The sequence below is a fragment of the Dokdonia donghaensis DSW-1 genome (genome assembly GCF_001653755.1).
Taxonomy (GTDB): Bacteria; Bacteroidota; Bacteroidia; order Flavobacteriales; family Flavobacteriaceae; genus Dokdonia; species Dokdonia donghaensis.
The window spans coordinates 1,353,210-1,372,547 of record NZ_CP015125.1 but is presented as its reverse complement, the minus strand read 5'-3'; the positions used below and the strand labels follow the sequence as shown (position 1 = coordinate 1,372,547).

At 38.7% G+C, this 19,338-nt stretch carries 12 protein-coding genes; 4 read left to right on the top strand and 8 right to left on the bottom strand.

Annotated elements, in window-relative coordinates; all coding sequences use genetic code 11:
• Positions 1-7: 7 nt before the first annotated feature.
• From I597_RS05940 to porU, 6 genes are all read right to left on the bottom strand, one after another.
• A complete protein-coding gene (locus I597_RS05940; protein WP_035329034.1) occupies positions 8-1,018 on the bottom strand; it encodes a M28 family metallopeptidase in 1,011 nt (336 codons plus the stop codon).
• A gap of 63 nt (positions 1,019-1,081) precedes the next feature.
• Positions 1,082-2,728 (bottom strand): pyruvate dehydrogenase complex dihydrolipoamide acetyltransferase, encoded by a 1,647-nt coding sequence (locus I597_RS05935; RefSeq protein WP_035327437.1) that lies wholly within the window; start codon positions 2,726-2,728, stop codon positions 1,082-1,084.
• A 3-nt stretch (positions 2,729-2,731) separates the two neighbouring features.
• Positions 2,732-3,730, bottom strand: a complete 999-nt coding sequence (gene pdhA, locus I597_RS05930) for a pyruvate dehydrogenase (acetyl-transferring) E1 component subunit alpha (RefSeq protein WP_035327435.1) — start codon at positions 3,728-3,730, stop codon at positions 2,732-2,734.
• 183 nt (positions 3,731-3,913) lie between these two features.
• A complete protein-coding gene (locus I597_RS05925; protein WP_035327433.1) occupies positions 3,914-4,396 on the bottom strand; it encodes a cytidine deaminase in 483 nt (160 codons plus the stop codon).
• Positions 4,397-4,429: 33 nt separating this feature from the next.
• Positions 4,430-5,620: a type IX secretion system outer membrane channel protein PorV gene (gene porV / locus I597_RS05920; protein ID WP_035327432.1), complete on the bottom strand. Its 1,191-nt coding sequence runs from the start codon at positions 5,618-5,620 to the stop codon at positions 4,430-4,432.
• 46 nt (positions 5,621-5,666) lie between these two features.
• Entirely contained in the window at positions 5,667-9,476 is a 3,810-nt protein-coding gene (gene porU / locus I597_RS05915; RefSeq protein WP_035327430.1) for a type IX secretion system sortase PorU, read from the bottom strand.
• 214 nt (positions 9,477-9,690) lie between these two features.
• Here porU and gldJ point away from each other — a divergent pair, with 214 nt between their 5' ends.
• Positions 9,691-11,352, top strand: coding sequence for a gliding motility lipoprotein GldJ (gldJ, locus tag I597_RS05910; RefSeq protein WP_035329032.1), 1,662 nt, complete (start codon positions 9,691-9,693; stop codon positions 11,350-11,352).
• A gap of 69 nt (positions 11,353-11,421) precedes the next feature.
• Positions 11,422-12,696 (top strand): UDP-N-acetylmuramoyl-tripeptide--D-alanyl-D-alanine ligase, encoded by a 1,275-nt coding sequence (locus tag I597_RS05905; protein WP_035327429.1) that lies wholly within the window; start codon positions 11,422-11,424, stop codon positions 12,694-12,696.
• On the opposite strand, the gene I597_RS05900 is transcribed toward I597_RS05905, so the two are convergent.
• Together I597_RS05900 and galK are read right to left on the bottom strand one after the other, a co-directional pair.
• On the bottom strand, positions 12,693-13,727 hold the full coding sequence (locus I597_RS05900) for a UDP-glucose--hexose-1-phosphate uridylyltransferase (protein WP_035327427.1): 1,035 nt from the start codon (positions 13,725-13,727) through the stop codon (positions 12,693-12,695). The two genes, I597_RS05905 and I597_RS05900, sit on opposite strands and share 4 nt — an antisense overlap.
• Before the next feature lies 1 nt (position 13,728).
• The gene (galK, locus tag I597_RS05895) at positions 13,729-14,877 is read right to left on the bottom strand and encodes a galactokinase (protein ID WP_035327425.1); all 1,149 of its coding nucleotides are present in this window, start codon (positions 14,875-14,877) and stop codon (positions 13,729-13,731) included.
• Between the two features lie 166 nt (positions 14,878-15,043).
• Between galK and I597_RS05890 the strand changes: the two genes are divergently transcribed.
• Together I597_RS05890 and I597_RS05885 are read left to right on the top strand one after the other, a co-directional pair.
• Positions 15,044-16,060 (top strand): GntR family transcriptional regulator, encoded by a 1,017-nt coding sequence (locus I597_RS05890; protein WP_035327423.1) that lies wholly within the window; start codon positions 15,044-15,046, stop codon positions 16,058-16,060.
• A 204-nt stretch (positions 16,061-16,264) separates the two neighbouring features.
• Positions 16,265-19,336 (top strand): SusC/RagA family TonB-linked outer membrane protein, encoded by a 3,072-nt coding sequence (locus I597_RS05885; RefSeq protein ID WP_035327421.1) that lies wholly within the window; start codon positions 16,265-16,267, stop codon positions 19,334-19,336.
• Positions 19,337-19,338: the final 2 nt, after the last annotated feature.

Genomic DNA, 19,338 nt, shown 5'->3' with positions numbered 1-19,338 from the left:
CTCTTTGCTATTGCTTTACAACCTTTACTTCTTGAGTCTTGCTATTTGCCAGTCCCTCTAGACCTGGTATAAATTGTTTTATGGCTTTTTCCATAAAAGCGATATCCATCTCTTCTACCTCATCATTTACACCGTGGTAATGATCAAAGTTTGTGAAGTCAAAAGAAGAAATCGTATGTGCCGGAACACCAAATTCTAAGAAGAACGGGTAGTTATCACTACGCATAAATAAGTTAAACTCTTTAGCCTTTGGTAAAAAACCTACCACCTTAGATCCTGCGTACTTATTAAACACCTCAGGAAAATTAGACATCTCATAACCTGACGCATACACTGTGTGATCTTTTCCTATCATAGGCACTCCTATCATCTCTATATTAAATACCATATAGACAACAGTGTTTGCAGCTTTCATTTCTTTAGCAAGATGCTTAGAGCCTAACAATCCTTTTTCTTCTGCCGAAAATAATGCAAATACGAGTGTACGTTTATTATTTTTTGCCTTTGCAAAATGATCTGCAAGAGCTAGTACAGCTGTTGTACCAGCTGCATTATCATTTGCTCCGTTTGCAATTACATCACCATCTACGGCTTTGCCATTACCTATATGATCGTAATGAGCACCTATAATAATAACCTCGTCTTTAAGTAGCGGATCTGTTCCTTCAAGAACTCCTACAATATTATAAGCATCACGCCCCTTTGCTTCAAAATTATCTCGATAGGTATTATAATATGGTTTTACATCTGCGTCTTTAAAGCGAGCCTCTATAAACTGAGCGGCCATCTCTATACCTTCACTACCGGTATCACGGCCTTGCAACTCATCTGAGGCTAAGAAAGTCATCGTATTCTCTACAGACTTCATCTTCTTTATATCTGGCATTACCATCGTTACCTGAGTAGGATTAGACCCTTTTACCTCCGGCACATTCTCACCCTTAACACCTACTAATGGTGCTCCTGAATTACAAGCGGTAAGTAGTACCGCTGTACTTATAACTAATAATTTTCTCATAAAGCTAAAGATAAAAAAACCCACACAGATGCGTGGGTTTATACATTTATAATTACTGTGTGCCTATGCAAGCATAAGTACAGGATTCTCAATATATGTTTTAAGCGTTTGTAAGAACTGTGCTCCTGTCGCACCATCTACTGTGCGGTGATCACAAGCAAGTGTAAGCTTCATCGTGTGACCTACTGCAAGTTGACCATTCTTTACAACTGGCTTCTCTACAATCGCTCCTACAGATAATATTGCCGAGTTAGGCTGGTTAATAATAGACGTAAAGTCTGTTATTCCAAACATACCAAGGTTAGATATCGTAAAAGTAGAACCTTCCATCTCTGGAATGGTAAGCTTCTTGTCACGCGCTTTACCAGCTAGTGTCTTTACCTCTGCATTAATTTGCTGTAATGACTTCTCATTTGCAAACTCTACTACAGGTACAACAAGTCCATCTGGTACAGCCACAGCTACACCTATGTGCACGTGGTGGTTAAGACGCATCTTATCATCAAACCATTGTGAGTTAACCTGAGGGTGTTGTTTAAGCGCAATAGAAGTTGCTTTAATGATCATATCATTAAAAGAAACCTTTGTATCTGGCTGCGTGTTAAACTGTTTACGGAAACTCATCATATTTTCCATATTGAACTCAACGTTCAGGTAATAATGAGGTGCTGTAAACTTAGATTTACCAAGACCACGAGCAATCGCTTTACGCATTTGAGAGTTTTCTATCTCTTCAAAGCTTTCTTCTCCGGTTGCAACAAACTGTTGCACAGAACCGCCTGCCGAAGGTGTGAAGTTCTCAACATCACTCTTTACAATACGACCGTTTTCTCCAGTTCCTTTTACTTGAGCAAGGTTTATACCTTTCTCTTCTGCTATTTTCTTTGCTAGAGGTGATACAAAAATACGTCCTCCGTTTGTGCTAGTAGTTGTAGTTGCTTTTGCTGGAGCAGCAGCCTTAGGCGCACTGGTTGTATTTTCTTTTGAAGCTTTTGGTGCTTCTTTTTTCTCCTCTTTCTTTTCTTCTTTTTTAGGTGCAGATTTTGCAGGGGCTCCACCACTTTTTATAACTCCAGAAACATCTGTCCCTTCTGGGCCTATAATAGCGAGTAAGGCATCTACCTTTGCAGTTTCACCTTCATTGATACCTATATGCAATAGCGTTCCAGATTGAAAAGACTCAAACTCCATTGTAGCCTTATCTGTTTCTATCTCTGCAAGAATATCGCCCTCTTCTACCATATCACCTACGCTTTTAAGCCAGGTAGCTACTGTCCCCTCTTCCATTGTGTCTGAGAGTCTAGGCATTGTTACAACAATAACTCCTTCTGGCACATCGCTAGATGTGTCTTCTTGTGTATCATCTTCGGCTGTTGCCTCTGCGTTATCTTCTGAATCACTTGAGTCTGAAGTTGAAGTTTCTTCTTCTTTCGCGGAAGCGTCACCAGTAAGCAGTCCTGAGATGTCTTCTCCTTCTTCACCTATGATGGCAAGTAGGGTATCTACCTTTGCTGTTTGCCCCTCTTCTATCCCAATGTGTAATAATACACCCTCGTTAAAAGACTCAAACTCCATTGTAGCTTTATCTGTCTCAATCTCTGCTAGTATGTCTCCTTCTTCTACCTTGTCACCTACGCTTTTTAACCAGGTAGCGACTGTTCCTTCTTCCATCGTGTCGCTCAGACGCGGCATATTTATTACTTCTGCCATAACTTATAATCTATGAGGTATGAATGGATAATCTTCTTGATCGTACACTACATCGTACATAACATTTACATCTGGGAATGGGCTTTCTTCTGCAAACTTCTCACACTCTGCAACGCGTTTCTTAACGTTTTTGCCCATTTCATCTATCTCTTCTTCGGTTGCATAACCTTTTTCTAAGATAACCTCCTTAACCTGAGTGATAGGATCTATTTTTTGATACTCTGCCACCTCATCTTTTGTACGATAGTGTTGTGCATCAGACATAGAGTGACCTCTATAACGGTAGGTTTTGAGCTCTAAAAATGTAGGTCCGTCACCACGGCGAGCTCTCTCGATAGCTTCGTCCATCGCTTCGGCTACGGCCACAGGATTCATCGCATCTACAGGTCCACAAGGCATCTCATATCCTAAACCTAGTTTCCAGATATCTTCGTGGTTTGCAGTACGCGCAACAGAAGTTCCCATTGCGTACCCATTATTTTCTACACAAAATACTACTGGAAGTTTCCAGAGCATTGCCATATTAAATGTCTCGTGTAGCGATCCTTGTCTTGCTGCTCCGTCTCCAAAGTAGCAAAGCGTCACCGCACCTGTCTTGTTATATTTATCTCCAAAAGCCATTCCTGCACCTAGTGGGATTTGCCCCCCTACAATACCGTGACCTCCGTAAAATCCTTTTTCTTTAGAAAATATGTGCATAGAACCTCCAAGACCTTGTGAGGTGCCAGTTCCTTTACCATAAAGCTCTGCCATTACTCGCTTTGGGTCTACTCCCATCCCGATAGGTTGCACGTGATTACGGTATGCAGTAATCATTTTATCCTTAGATAAATCCATTGCGTGTAGTGATCCTGCTAGTATTGCTTCTTGCCCATTATACAGGTGTAGAAAGCCACGTACTTTTTGCTGAATATATACTTGAGCTAGCTTGTCTTCAAACTTGCGCCAGAAGAGCATCTCTTCGTACCAATTAAGGTAGGTTTCCTTCGTGATTTTTTTCATTTAAAAGCGTATAAATGCCACCCATTTTTAGGCGAATAACAAAAATAACGATTTAAAGGAATATGTAAAAACTGTAAGAGAGGAAAAATTACGCAATCGCTTTCGTAATAAATAGTTGCCTTTTTACGCTTTCGCGAAAGCGCTCTCACACCCATCACAACATAGGTTTTATTAGTGAACCTATTATAGATACTTTGAAGTAAAGAGTAGCGGAAGTATATTTTCTAAAGAGGCACTCTTAACCACCTTACCCTTTTCTCCCATAAAATAAAGCTCAATGGGCGCTTCTTGCTTGATTTCATACTCTGCAATAGCTTGCCTGCACACACCACACGGCGGTATAGGATCTATAGTTTCTTTATCTCTAGCGCGTGCTGTAATTGCCATTGTGAGCATCTTTGCATCTGGATATTGTGAAGATGCATAAAAAATGGCTGTGCGCTCTGCACATAATCCAGCGGGATAACAAGCATTCTCTTGGTTATTACCGGTAACAACCTCTCCATTATCAAGAAGAATAGCAGCACCCACTAAGAAGTTAGAATACGGAGCATACGCTCGCTCTCTAGCAGCAAATGCTTCATCCATTAAAGAAGAAATCGTTTCTGGAATCTCATCCTTAGAGGAATACACATCAAGAAACGATTCGATTTTTATTTTTTCCATAAAGTTATTTCGCTTTAAGCGAAAGTCTTAATTCTAGTACTCGTCGTACTCTTCACCAAAGGTAAACGTAAGTCCAAAACGAAGCGTGTTTTCCAAAGGACTTCTTACAGATCCTGTAGAAAATAGATAAGATAGATCTAGGTCTATTGAGTTAAACTCAAACCCAGCTCCTAGTGTTGCAAATTTACGCGCTCCTTTAATATCACTTTCATTAAAGTATCCTGCTCTTAAAGCAAACACATCATTATACGTATACTCTGTTGCAAGCGACCACGTCACTTCCTTTAACTCTTCACTAAATCCATCTGGCGCATCTCCAAAAGATTGAAAAATACCTGAGAAGAAGTTTACATCATCATCTTGACCTGCTATAATTACAACATCATCTTCAGATGTGATTTCTCCATCTCCATTAGTATCTACTCTTCCTCTTAAAGGTGGTGTAGGCACGAGTAGTTTATTAAACTCAAGACCTACAAATATTTTATTATAACTATCTAGTATGAAATCAAAACCTCCTCCTAACTTTAAGTTAGTTGGGATAAAGTTTTCTTGACCAGCATCGTCATAACTCACTTTAGGACCTATGTTTGAGATATTAAATCCAGCTCTCCATCTACCATCAAAGTTGTTATACACCTGCTCTTCAGACTGGTAATAACCTGAGATATCTACCCCAAAAGAACTCGCCGGACTGGCATCTGCAAACTCATCGAGTTGCTGTATACGCAAGTTACTCTGTAAAAAGCGCCCAGAAACCGCCATTGAGAATTGATCATCTAGCTTAAGAGCATATGTTGCGTCTATAGAAAACTCATTAGGCTTAATATCTAACCCAGGACCTTCTGCACCGGTTCTTGTATTAATAGTACCAAGGCTAAAATAACGTAGACTTGCCGCAAAAGCGCTACGGTCATCAATACGGTTTGCGTAGACTGCCTGGAGCAGCCCTATATCATTTACTAGGTTTCCTAAGTAAGGTGTGTAGTTTATACCCACGTTATGTTGATCTGGTAGAAAGGCCAGTTTTGCTGGGTTCCATTGTACAGCATAAGCATCTGGACTCGTTGCAACTCCCTGCTCTCCCATACCCGCAGCACGTGCGTCTCCAGCAATAGCAAGAAAAGGAACTGCCGTGGTAATTGTATTAGGCTCATCTTGTGCCTGGATAGATGCACTAGACAAAATAAAAGCTGCTATTAACAGCGATAAAAACTTATTCATACTAAAGGGTAATTTTGGTAAATATAGACTTTTATTTTTTTTATAATTATAAGATTACAAGCTTCTCGATTTTCTCCACTCGCTTGTTTGTTAACGTAGATTTTACGGTTATCTTATAGATGTAGACACCTTTTCCTATTGCTTGCCCAAAATCATCAAGACCATCCCAAGTGATATCTCTAGACAAGAAACCTTCTGTCATCACAGATTGATTTATAGTTTTTACCACCTTACCACTCACTGTAAATATCTGAACCTGAACATCAAGAGGCTCAAACGGGCGATTATGATTAAACCAGAACTCTGTATAATTTACAAATGGATTAGGGTAGTTAAGGACATTCTCAAGCTCTATCTCATCATCTCCAAGAACAACAAATTGCAACTCTGCAGTGGATGAATTATTATAAACATCCCAAGCTTTAAAGGAAAGTGTATGAGGACCGGGTTCTAGATTTCTAATTTTTCTTGCCGCTGTACCTTTCATAAAATTATCTACCTCGGTCTCGTAAAAGTCATTCATAATTATGGGATTAGTTTCATCACCATCTATAATCGCTACTATATCGTGACCTATCCCGCTGGCAGTGTTTATACCATTCTCATCTTCGAGTTTTGCTAGAATAATAGGAGAGTCATTTGTAATACCACCATTTACAAAGTTTTCGTCATTCATAAAGAGACGTATTGTAGGCCCTAAGTTATCTTCTGGCGCATCCTCATTAAGACCTCCTATAATAATGGTTTCATTTACTCCCGCCTGGTCTTCTAAAACCCCTAGTCGCTCAGCATAAAAATTAAGTCTACCATTACCTAAAGGTATTGCTGTATCTCGTGGCATTCTAAATGTAAATTCAAAATTACCGTTAGTCACTGAGGCCTGACCTCTATAAAGTATTGCTCCTAGTGTCGTAAAATCCATTATTGCAAGATCTCCCCCTATTTGCACCCCGTCATTACCTAGTGTTTGTCTCTCTATACGTTTGTCATACAAGGTCACAGCAAGTGTGCCTGTATAATTTGTAAGCGTTTGTCCAAATTCTGTCGTCACTCGACCGTTAATTTTTACGAGATCCAATGCTTTAAGCACGGGCAACTCTTCTGTAACTGGCACATCATTTACCGCGGTAAGCTGTATATCTGGTTTTGGAAACGCAAGTTTCATTGCTGGATCTCCCACAAAAAATATGACTCTTCTAAGCGGGTCAGAAATACCGTTTTTTGAATTTCTTATATTTTCTGCCACGCTTTGCACTTCATTAGTCCCAAAAGAATAGAGTTGCTCTACAAGCGCATTATTAAATTGTACTCCAAGCGTTACTGTTATCTCACGAGTTGTAGTAACAAGTCCTACGGCTCCCCCTTCTGCATTCCAAAAAAGCTCTTCTCCACCTGTAGGTCGCTCGGGGTTATCAAATTTTCCAAACTCACAGGTAACTGTCACCACAAGTGGCAATCGCTCGCCGTTATCGAGGTTATCAATTTCATTTTGAGTAACGATAGCCTCTGCTGCTAGAAGTTCTTCTCCACCGTGACCGAGATAAGTCACCACAAGTGAACCTACTTCTATCGCATTTTCTATAGCTTCATTTACCTGAGGATACCTATCTCCACCAGCAGAAGATTGCTGCTGAAAGGCATCACTATGTATTTTTATCACATTTACAAAAGGCTTCTCTATACTTATCTGATCTCCTAGATTATCGAGCGTACCCTGAAGCTGAGTAAACTCAAATGCTTCATCTACATCATCAGACACGAGCACAAAATTATTGCGCCACCTACCATAAGATGCTCTTGCGTCATAATTAATAATCTTATCTACTACTGTGTTTGCAAGTTGTGGTGTGTCTGCCACGATGCGCCCTACGGCAAGATCTAATTTATCTGATGCAAGCATCCTTCCCTCATTTGGATCTAAGGAGCCGTAAAAATCATCACTCATAAAGGAACGCACAAGACTAAAACTATCAAAAGTTTGATATGTGGGCATCACATTATTATTCCCAGTGATACGATTTTTATAATCTACAGAGGTATCTCCAAAGAGACATACGTATTTAAGTCTGTTTGCATCAGACGATGCGTTTTCATAAACATATCTCACAAAATTGCGTATTGCCCCAATATCTTGTTTACCTCCACCAAACTCTTGATATATCTGCTCTAGCGTTACCGTCTTGACATTAAGACCTCTAAAATCCCTATTATGTTGTGCTAGTCTTTCGGCTTGTGACAAGAGTGTATTACCAGTAATCATAAGGTAATCCACATCTTGAAAGCTGCCACTACTATTCAAAAATATAGTACCCTTTAAATTTTGATTACTTATCAAGGCACTACCACCCTCACGAAGCGGCTCATAATAATCTGATGGGTGTACCGCTACAAAACGCCTATCTGTACCAAGGTTACTTTTAAAAGTAATAGCATTTTGGTCTTCTATTTGTAAAGCACGCACACTTGCTTGGTTTGTCACCTCCCATATCTGAGAATACCCTTGAGCATTAGAAAAAATATAAGCCCCTACTCCTGTTTGTAGCGCTGCATCTCTATTACTAAAATCAAATTGCCCTCCTGTACCACTTAACTGTGACGGCACCTCTAGACTTATAAAATCTAGATAACCGGTACTAGAAGGATTACCACTATTATTATAGGTAAGGGTAACCGTTACTTCTTCACTTGTAATGGGAACTTGTACCTCAAGCTCATCTCCCCTTGCAAGCACTATATTATTAATAGGTAAAATAGGGATAGAACCTACACCTGCACCATTTACAGAAACATCAAAAGATGTCGAACTCTCTGATGTTGCTGCAGCTACGACACGCAAGCTTGCTGTCTCACCTGGAACTACGTTTGTAAACTCAAAATCAAAAGACTGCTCATTCTCAAAGCTAAAAGATTCTCCAAACCACCTTCTTCCTATTTTAACTAGACTTACCTCATCCTCTTCATAAAATTCATAGTCGTCATAGGTGGTATGAGTTACAGAGGATGCTCCTGCGGGCTCTACATACGGCTGTATGCGCTGGCCATTATCTCCATCTACAGTAATATAATAGTATGACCTGTCTGCATATGGATTAATGTGTGTATCTAGCTCTTCGTGATATATTCGTGTGCTTTCTCCATAAAACAAGACTCCATCATTTGAGTCAAAAGAGCCATCTTGACCTCCTTCTATTTGTACAGCAATCTCCTTTAGGTCAAACTCTGTATTATCACTATTGAGAAATGGTAATGGCGAACCTCCATACCCATATACTTTTATTTTTGACGGATCAATGTTATTTACATTCACCCCAAGGCTTTGCATAAAACCTCTACTTATGCGGTGCACTCCTGTTTCTTCTACATAAAATTTATAAAAATTGCCCGTTGCAAGTACACTGTTTGTAATAGGTAAGGATGAGGATGGTTGAGATTGCGCTTTCGCGAAAGCGTAATTAAACCCAGCACTTACAACTCGTTTTACTTGTCCATTTTGATTAACAAAAGGGTTAAAAGTAACAACTGCATAATTTACCTCTCTAGCTCTTGCGGCAGTAAATGTCGCAACTACCTTATTAGACAGCTCATCTTTATTAATAAGGGAGAGCAAGCTTTGAGGCACTGGCTCTAGCTGCACATTAACTAATTTCGAAGTGGAGGCTGCAATGGCACTCGCTGTCTTGTACTGAGTGTGGTACTCCCAGTTGCCATCACCATCTTGTGAGAGATTGATAGACTCTATACTAGTAGAGCTCCCGTTACTTTTTACTATCTCACCCCACTTAATTTGTAGTCGCTCGGTTTGTGAAGAAACCGCAAACGTAAGGAGTAAAAAGAGTAAGGTAATGGTAGATTTCATTAGTATGGTAACGCAAGTGCGTATGGCTTAGTATTGACCCGCGAGTAATAGCGATGATTTTTTTATGCATAACAATAATAAAGAATAAATCACGCCGTTACTAATGAGTTACCTATAACTAGTGAATATTTTTTTGGGTTCGACGTCGTAAAATGCTTGCACTTTAACGAGTTATTACTATATTGCAACCCCAAATCTAATGAACGCAAAACCTATGAAACCACACTTTGCATTAAAAATGCTGGCGCTAGCCGTGATCTCTTTCACAGTAGCAAGTTGCAGTAAATCAAACGACTACAAAGATTCCTCTAGAGGTACTGGTTGGAAAGTAGACGGTAAAAACGGAGGTTTTAAACTAAAAACAGACTACGAAGAGCAAGCTACGGGACCTGGACTTGTCTTTGTAGAAGGAGGTACTTTTACTATGGGTAAAGTACAAGATGATGTAATGCACGACTGGAATAACTCTCCAAACCAGCAACACGTACAATCTTTTTATATAGATGAAACTGAGGTAACTAACGGGATGTACTTAGAGTACCTGGACTATCTTAAGAAGGTTTTTCCTCCAGAAGAAGAAAATTATAGAAACATTTACAAGGGAGCACTTCCTGACACATTAGTATGGAGAAACCGTCTTGGTTTTAACGAGACTATGACAGAAAATTACCTACGTCACCCTGCATATGCAAACTACCCTGTGGTGGGTGTGAGCTGGATACAGGCTGTAGAGTATGCAAACTGGAGATCTAACCGTGTAAATGAGTTAATACTAGAAGAGCAAGGTTATACAGCGAGAGGGGCTAGATTTGATGTAGATGCAAGCTCTACTTTTGATACAGAAACATATTTAAACGCACCTACACTTACCTATGGAGGAAGTGATAGTCTTGCTCGTGGAGGAAGATCTAGTGAGCGTAGAATGAAGCAAAACGACAGTACAAATATATTTGTACAACGCTCTGACGGAATTCTTTTACCAAACTACAGATTACCTACAGAAGCAGAGTGGGAATATGCAGCTCTTGGTCTTACAGAATTAAGAAGCTACAATGTATATCGTGGTCGTAAGAAATATCCTTGGGATGGATCATATACTAGATCATCAAGTAGACGTACTCGTGGAGATCACCTAGCTAACTTTAAGCAAGGAGATGGTGATTACGGAGGAATATCTGGGTGGTCTGATGATAATGCAGATATCACTGCAGAGGTAAAAAGCTATGAGCCTAATGACTTTGGCCTTTATGATATGGCTGGAAATGTGTCTGAGTGGGTAGCAGATGTTTATAGACCTATAGTAGATGATGAGTTTAATGACTTTAACTACTACCGTGGTAACGTTTACACAAAGAATGCAATAGGAGAAGATGGGAAGGTAAAAGTAGTTACTACAGACTCTATTGTATATGACACACTTGCAAACGGAAGTATAATCGCAAGAGATTTACCTGGAGAAATACTACAGGTACCGGTAGATGAAGATGAGACTTACCTAAGAACTCAGTTTTCTACAAGTGACAACCGTAACTTTAGAGATGGTGACAGAAGATCTACAAGATACTTTGAGTCGTTTAATGACGATGCCGAAAATCCAGACTCAAACAAGAAGATGTACAACTCACCACAACACAGAGTTGAGCAAGACAGCGCAGGTAGTGTAGAACGCCGTTATGATGAGTCTAACAATAGAACATCACTAATAAATGACGAAGTGCGCGTTTACAAAGGAGGTTCTTGGAGAGACAGAGCTTACTGGCTTGATCCAGCACAGCGCCGTTTCTTACCACAAGGTATGGCAACAGATGATATTGGTTTCCGTTGTGCGATGTCTCGCGTAGGTTCAAAATCAAAAACAGGAAAGAGAGCTAGATAATACTCTTGATTACATACATAAAAAAGCCCTCTCTCGTGAGGGCTTTTTTGATATAATATTTTACTAGTTATGACTATAGCAGAGTTACATTTCCACTTTTTAAATAGTAATGGTGTTTGTACAGATACAAGAAGCCTTGAGGAAAATCAAATTTATTTTGCGCTCAAAGGCGAAAACTTTAATGGAAATAAATTTGCCCAGCAAGCCCTCAAATCTGGAGCGTCTCTAGCAATTGTAGATGAAAAAGAATATGTTACAGATAGGTCTGTACTTGTAGATGATGTACTAACCACCTTGCAGCAACTTGCAAATTATCACCGCAACTACCTAGACCTACCCATCATAGGAATCACAGGTAGTAACGGAAAAACCACTACAAAAGAACTTATTTATGCCGTGCTATCTGAGCAGTATAACGTTATTGCCACAAAAGGTAATCTAAACAACCACATAGGGGTACCACTCACCCTACTAACTATGGATGACAGCACAGAAATAGGGATCGTAGAGATGGGCGCAAATCATCAAGGGGAGATAAAAATGCTGTCTGAGATTGCACAACCTAATTTTGGTTATATCACAAACTTTGGCAAAGCACATCTAGAAGGCTTTGGGGGTTTTGAAGGTGTGATAAAAGGTAAAAGTGAACTTTATAACTACCTCCGAGAAAACAATGAGCTCGTCTTTATAAATGATCAAGATGAGATTCAAGTACGACAGTCTGCAAATATTGTTTCAAAGACCTTTGGCTCATCACAAAGCGAGTACCCAGTATATCTAGAAGATGGCTCAGGCAATTTAAAGATTACTGTGGGTGGAACCACGATTACAAGTAATCTCATAGGCACATATAACTTCTCAAATATTGCTGTAGCTATGGCTATGGGTAATCACTTTGACGTGCCACTTACCCATATCAAAAATGGTATAGAAAAATATGTGCCGTCAAATAATAGATCACAAATTATTGACAAAGACACTTACAAGATTATACTAGACGCTTACAATGCAAACCCGACAAGTATGGCTGCTGCATTAAAAAACCTGCAAGCCACAGGTACAAACACAATTGCATTTATTGGAGATATGTTTGAAGTGGGTGAAACCTCAAAAACAGAACATCAAGCCATTTTAGACCTTGCACATAATCTTAACATCTCACAAGTGTATGCGATAGGCCCAGATTTTGGCACTTCTTCTCCTCACCCTATGCAAAAAGTTTATGAAAGTTATGACGCTTTCGCGAAAGCGTACTCAAAACAAATACCAGTAGACACAACAGTACTTATAAAAGGATCTCGAGGTATGAAAATGGAGCGTATCTTAGAACCACTATCTTTTTAAACATCTATTAAATAGTGATGGTCAGATTGTTCACGAATAGTTTGTGCGGCTTGCTCTGCAGAGATGTCTCGTTGCGGATTTGCAAATAACTCATACCCTACCATAAACTTCTTTACCGTTGCAGAACGTAATAAAGGTGGGTAAAAAGACATATGTAAATGCCATTCTGGATGTTCTTGACCATCCGTTGGCGCTTGGTGTATACCACTAGAGTATGGAAATGAAGTTTTAAAAATATTATCATACTTCGTGGTTAAGACTTTAATTACAAGCGCATAATCTGCCACTTCCTCATCTGTAAAATCTGTAATTCTTGAGACGTGACGTTTGGGCACGATCATCGTTTCATAGGGCCATACTGCCCAGTAAGGAACGATTGCAACAAAATGATCATTCTCATAGACCACTCGCTCCTTTTCTTGTAACTCCTGCTTTATATAATCACCTAAAAGAGAGACTCCTTTGTTTTCAAAATAGCTTTTTTGTCGCTCGGTTTTCTTGGCAACCTCCTCTGGGATGGAATTTTGAGCCCATATCTGCCCGTGAGGGTGTGGATTGCTACATCCCATCATAGCACCTTTATTTTCAAAAATCTGCACGTGATTAACCTCCTTTTTACTTCCCAACTCTCGATACTCTTTTTGCCACAGAAGAATGACTCTCTCAATATCACTTGCCTCCATAAGTGGCAATGTAAGCGAATGATTTGCCGCAAAGCAAACCACCCTACATATCCCAGATTCTGATTGCGCCATTAGGAAGCCATCTTTAAAAACGGTAGTATCTTCCAAATCTATAAGCGCGGCAAAATCATTGTTAAAAGCAAAAGGCTCACTATAATCAGGATTCACATTTCCACTAGCCCTAGTATTTGTAGGGCATAAATAACAATCCTCATCATACGGTACTTTTAAAAATTGTACTGGTTTTTCCGACTTTCCTTGCCAGGGTCTTTTTGTGCGATGAGGAGAAACAAGAATCCAGTCTCCTGTTAAAATATTATATCTTCTATGTGGACTTTCTAATTTCATATTACAGCCTTTTTATCTGAGTTCCTTGACTCGGTGTCGCAATAAAAGCGGTAGCTTCTATTCCAAATTTCTCTTTGTATTTGAACTTAATTGCAGTAACATAATCAGTCACTTTATCTTTATGGATCAAGTTTATTGTGCAACCTCCAAAACCACCACCCATCATCCTACTTCCTAAAACCTCAGGATAGTCCAAAGAAAAGTCCACCATAAAATCGAGTTCGGGGCAGCTCACTTCATATTTAAGTCTCAAACCTTTATGTGATGCATACATAAGCTCTCCAAAATTTTCAAGAGCTCCCTCTTCAAGAGCTCCTGCTGCGGTTAGAACCCTGCTGTTTTCTTCTAGAACAAAGGAAGAACGCTCATATAGCTTTTGTGAAAATCCACTTTTTAAATTTTGCAACATTTCAAGAGAAACATCTCTTAATGACTCTACTCTATCGTGATATTGCTGTATATGTGTCACTACCGCCTCACATTCTTGCCTCCTACTGTTATACTCACTATCTGCTAAACTGTGTGATACATTAGTGTTAAGCAAAACAATTTTGTATGGTTCAAAACTTGCGTTGATATAGTGATGTTGTTGCGTCTTACAATCTAATAAAATTACTTTACCCGCCTTACTCATTATAGAAGCATACTGATCCATTATACCGCATTTGGTTCCAACAAAATCGTGCTCCACTTTTTGACAAAGAAAAACGATTTCATCTTTAGAAAGATTAAGCTCAAACAACTCGTTAAGACCCAAGGCAAGACCACACTCTAAAGCCGCAGAAGATGAGATTCCAGCCCCTATAGGCAACTCACTTTCGATAATACAATCAAAACCCTTGAATCCCCCACTCCTGCTCTTTAATTCAAAAACTACTCCTAACACATAATTTTCCCAGTGCGCTTGACTAATGGAAATTTCACTAAGATCAATCTCAAAATAAGAATCGTACGTCTCGCTATATATCCGGCAGAGTGTATCACTCTCATTTTTCAAAAGTTTAAACGTAATTGTTTTATCTATAGCCGTGGGCAAGACAAAACCCTCGTTATAATCTGTATGTTCTCCTATGAGGTTTATTCGTCCTGGTGACTTCACCTCTATTTCTGGCTTAAAATCCGTAAAGTATTTTATATGTTTACTTTTCATATGGTCTGTAAAAGAAAACGCTTTCGCGAAAGCTAAATTATGCTACTCTATGCTACTGCAAATATACAGATCAAAATGAATCCCAGCCCGATTTGAAGAACTTATCTAATACGATTAGTAACTCAAAATATACTAATTCCATTTTCAATTTAGTAATTTAGACTATATGCAAGCACTTCTTGAAAAAATACATGACCTTAAAAATATAATCTCGATATCCAAACACGAGCAAATTGTTTTTGGCATTATAAACTCGATTGAAGCAGGAATTCTAAAGGTAGACGATAAACTTCCTTCTATAAATGAAATGGTTGCAGAGATAGGCTATGCTAGAAAAACAATCGTAAAAGCCTATACAGAACTCAAGGAAAGAGGCCTTGTTGAATCTAAAAACCTGAAGGGATATTACATAGTAAGTTTAGAGACAAATATGACCCTCAAGGTAGCCTTAGTGCTATATGCTTTTCATAGCTTTCAAGAAGATTTTTACAATACGGTACGAAAAGAACTAGGCAAGCGCTTTCAGATAGATGTTTTTTTTCACCATAATAATCTAACAATTTTCAAAAACATTATGGACAATGTTTCCCGTAAATATGGTGCTTATATTATTGCTCCAATTCAACATCCAGACGTACCAGATATACTAAAGAATATTGCAGAAGATAAATTAATTCTGGTAGACAGAGAGGTGCCAATGCCCAAAAATTACTCGTACGCAACTCAAGAATTTGAGCAAATTACCTATAATCATCTTGTAGACCTTGCGCCCAGAATAAAAAAATACGATCGATTTATCCTTTTTTATAAAGGGCATACAGATTTGCCAGAAGGAGTTTTATATGCCTTTCAAAGATTTATAAATGATTTTAATATCAAAGGCGAGGTAGCGACTGTTTATAAGTCCAAAATTCTTAAAAAAAAGACAGCCTACTTTACAATCAGTGATTCCAATTTATGGCAGATTCTCAAAGATGCTAGAAAACTTGAATACCGTATTGGTAGAGATATAGGCATTCTTGCACATGACGATAATATTGTAAAGGAAATTGCATTTGGAGGAATCACAACAATTTCTACAGACTTCGAATTAATGGCAAAAAAAGCTGCCAAATTTGTTAAATACGGTGGGAAACTGCAAGAAATAATACCCACCTATCTAAGAGAACGTAATTCTTTATAATCAACAACTATTACCACTTTCACAAAACTTAATGACATTGCCAAATATGCTATTTTAATCCATATTTTTTATCAAATCCTTTTTTTCTATGATAAAAATTGAGTAATTCAAAAAAAATTTTTACTTTTGAAAAGTAGCATAGTGTATCATAGCCTAAAAACTATAACGTTTGAAAAACCAAAAAAACAATTAAAAACCAATCGGATGAATCTAAAATTACTTAAACCGCTATTGCTGTTGTGTGCTATTCTATGCACCTTGAATGGGTGGTCACAAACAACAGTAACAGGAAATGTAACTGAAGCACTAGGACCTCTTCCTGGAGTCAATATCTTAGAGAACGGCACTACAAATGGCACCACTACAGACTTTGACGGTAACTACACTATTACCGTTGCAGATGATGCCACCCTTGTATTTTCTTACACTGGATTTACGTCCAAAGAAATTTCCGTAAACGGTCAAACTACGATTAATGTAACAATGGAAACAGATGCCGCGGCACTGGATGAAGTCGTCATAGTAGGTTTTGGATCGCAGTCAAAGAGAGATGTAACTGGAGCTATATCACAAATTAAAAGTGAAGATATCGCTCAGGTAGTAACCGCAAACCCTACCGCAGCATTACAAGGAAAACTAGCTGGTGTTCAGGTAGAAACTGCTGGTGGAGCTCCTGGAAGTCCTGCAAATGTCTTTGTAAGAGGGGTAAGCTCGCTTACAAACTCATTCCCCCTTTATGTTGTAGACGGTACGATTACAGATAATATAAACTACCTCAACCCTAAAGATATTGTAAACTTACAGGTTCTTAAAGATGCGACCTCTGCAGCTATTTATGGCTCCCGAGCGGCTAATGGTGTTATTATTGTAACTACAAACCGCGGCAAAACCAATTCGGACCCAGTTGTAAATGTAGACATAAGGAACGGGTGGAACACACAAGCTAGAGAACTTGATTTACTTAACGGTCCAGAATACATCCAATTCCTCAATCAAAGAAGAATTAATGATGGGCTAGAAGGAAATATTACTGATCCAGGGATCAATACAGATTTTCAAGACCTAACGATTAATTCTGGAGCTATACAGGACTTTGGCTTTAACGTAGCAGGAGGTGGAGATAACTCGCGCTATTTCTTTAGTGCAAACTATTACGACGAGAAAGGACTTCTTATAAGTGAAGAATTTAATAGAAAAAATGCACGTCTTAACAGTCAATTCAACCTAGGTAAAATACGTATAGACGAGTCATTTAGTTTTTCAGAAAACCGCTTTACGCGAAATAATGCCTATGGCAATCAAGGAGGCACAGTACCTATAATAAGACCTTTTGCCCCTGAAAATGAAGGCGGCTTTGAAGCCATTAACGACCCTGTTTTTGGTATTGGAGGGACAAATAAATTTGCAAATGCCCAATTAATAGATGACGACAATACAGAGCGTAACTTTATTGGAAACATTAACTTTTCTTATGAAATTGTAGAAGGACTGACTGCCAAAGTAAATTTCGGGACAGAGTATACGAGTTTCTACAGAAATACTTTCCAGCCCACATTCTTTCAAAGTAATATAGACCCGCAGGTAAATGCAAATCCATTAAATGATTTGACTGAAGTTCGAGGAGAACGATATGCAACTAACGTAGAGCCTACATTAAACTATAAGAAAACAGTAAATGACGTTCACAATTTTGACATCCTTTTAGGAGGCGCAAGACAAGATATCACTTCTAATACCTTTGCAGCATATGCAGAAGGCCTACCTAGTAATAACATTACAAATATTGCTCAATTTGCTGATAATGTAGTAAACACAGGTGGTGGTCGTTTTGACAATAAACTGTTCTCTGTATTTGGAAGGTTAAACTATAACTACAAACAGAAATATCTCTTTACCGCTATAGTTAGACGTGATCGCACGTCACTATTTGCAGATGGATTTAACACAGGAACCTTCCCTTCGTTTTCTGCTGGTTGGGTGGTAAGTGACGAGGATTTCTTTAATCAAGATGGACTCATTAACAATTTAAAAGTAAGAGCTGGATATGGTGAACTTGGATCTCAAAACGTTCCTCCTTTTTCTAATCAGTCTGTAGTTGGTTCTACCTCTCCTATTACTGTAGGAAATGCCGGAGGTCAAATCCCTGGATTTGCGATTACTTCCATCGTAGATCCTACATTGAGTTTTGAAACTTCAAGAACTTTTAACTTTGGGGTAGATGCACGTTTACTTGACAATAATCTTCGTTTGAGTTTAGATTATTTTAATAGAGATAACGATGACGTTATTCAAGCAGTGGCTATACCAGATTCTAATGGATCTGCAACGCCTGTTTTTCAAAATGCATCTTCTATAAACAACAAAGGGTTTGAGTTCGAGGCCTTATATAACTATGATAAAGGAGGAGATTTTACGTTTGACGTAGGCTTCAACCTTGCCGCGATAAGAAATGAACTCACAAGCTCTCCTAATCCTATTGTAGGACCCTCTTACAACGAAGAAGGACTAAGAGCAAATCGCTTTGAAGTAGGACAGCCTCTAGGTTTTTTCTTTGGTTTTAAAACAGATGGAATATATAATGATCAAGCAGAAATTGATAACGATCCTTTCTTAGCAAATGATCCTGCCAGACGTGCATTATTGCAACCTGGAGACTTTAGAAGAATTGATATTAATAGAGACGGGATGATTAATGATGAAGATCAAACAGCCCTAGGTAATCCAACTCCAGACTTCACCTACGGAATTAATCTATCTGCTAATTATAAAAAATGGGATTTTAGCGCGTTCTTTAATGGAGTGCAAGGAAACGAGATTTATAACGTAACAAAATTCTTTGGGTATTTCTTCTTAGATGATAATAAATTGGGAATAGTAAGAGACGCATACACTCCGCAAAATACAAATACAAACTTGCCAAGAGTTTCTATAGCAGATCCTGCAGGTAATCAGTTACCATCAGATTTCTTTGTGGAGGATGGATCTTTCTTTAGATTGAGAACGTTAGAAATAGGATATGATCTAACAGATATTGTTGGCAAAGAATGGGTGTCTAATGTGAGAGCTTTTGCAAACGTACAAAACCTATTTACCATAACAGGATACTCCGGGTATGATCCAGAAGTAGGGTCAAACAATAATGGTCTAGGCTCGAATCAAGGATTCTTTGGGTTTAATCCTACAAACACCGCAAACTCGGTATTTGACAGAGGATTGGATGTTCGTGCACAACCAAGACCACGTACTTTTATTTTCGGCTTACAAATGACATTTTAAAA

Bases quoted from the DNA above. Each gene is read 5' to 3' on its own strand.
- I597_RS05925 (WP_035327433.1), bottom strand. From the start codon at position 4,396: ATGGAAAAAATAAAAATCGAATCGTTTCTTGATGTGTATTCCTCTAAG.
- porU (WP_035327430.1), bottom strand. From the start codon at position 9,476: ATGAAATCTACCATTACCTTACTCTTTTTACTCCTTACGTTTGCGGTT.
- I597_RS05935 (WP_035327437.1), bottom strand. From the start codon at position 2,728: ATGGCAGAAGTAATAAATATGCCGCGTCTGAGCGACACGATGGAAGAA.
- galK (WP_035327425.1), bottom strand. From the start codon at position 14,877: ATGAAAAGTAAACATATAAAATACTTTACGGATTTTAAGCCAGAAATA.
- I597_RS05940 (WP_035329034.1), bottom strand. From the start codon at position 1,018: ATGAGAAAATTATTAGTTATAAGTACAGCGGTACTACTTACCGCTTGT.
- I597_RS05900 (WP_035327427.1), bottom strand. From the start codon at position 13,727: ATGAAATTAGAAAGTCCACATAGAAGATATAATATTTTAACAGGAGAC.
- pdhA (WP_035327435.1), bottom strand. From the start codon at position 3,730: ATGAAAAAAATCACGAAGGAAACCTACCTTAATTGGTACGAAGAGATG.
- I597_RS05885 (WP_035327421.1), top strand. From the start codon at position 16,265: ATGAATCTAAAATTACTTAAACCGCTATTGCTGTTGTGTGCTATTCTA.
- porV (WP_035327432.1), bottom strand. From the start codon at position 5,620: ATGAATAAGTTTTTATCGCTGTTAATAGCAGCTTTTATTTTGTCTAGT.
- I597_RS05890 (WP_035327423.1), top strand. From the start codon at position 15,044: ATGCAAGCACTTCTTGAAAAAATACATGACCTTAAAAATATAATCTCG.
- I597_RS05905 (WP_035327429.1), top strand. From the start codon at position 11,422: ATGACTATAGCAGAGTTACATTTCCACTTTTTAAATAGTAATGGTGTT.
- gldJ (WP_035329032.1), top strand. From the start codon at position 9,691: ATGAAACCACACTTTGCATTAAAAATGCTGGCGCTAGCCGTGATCTCT.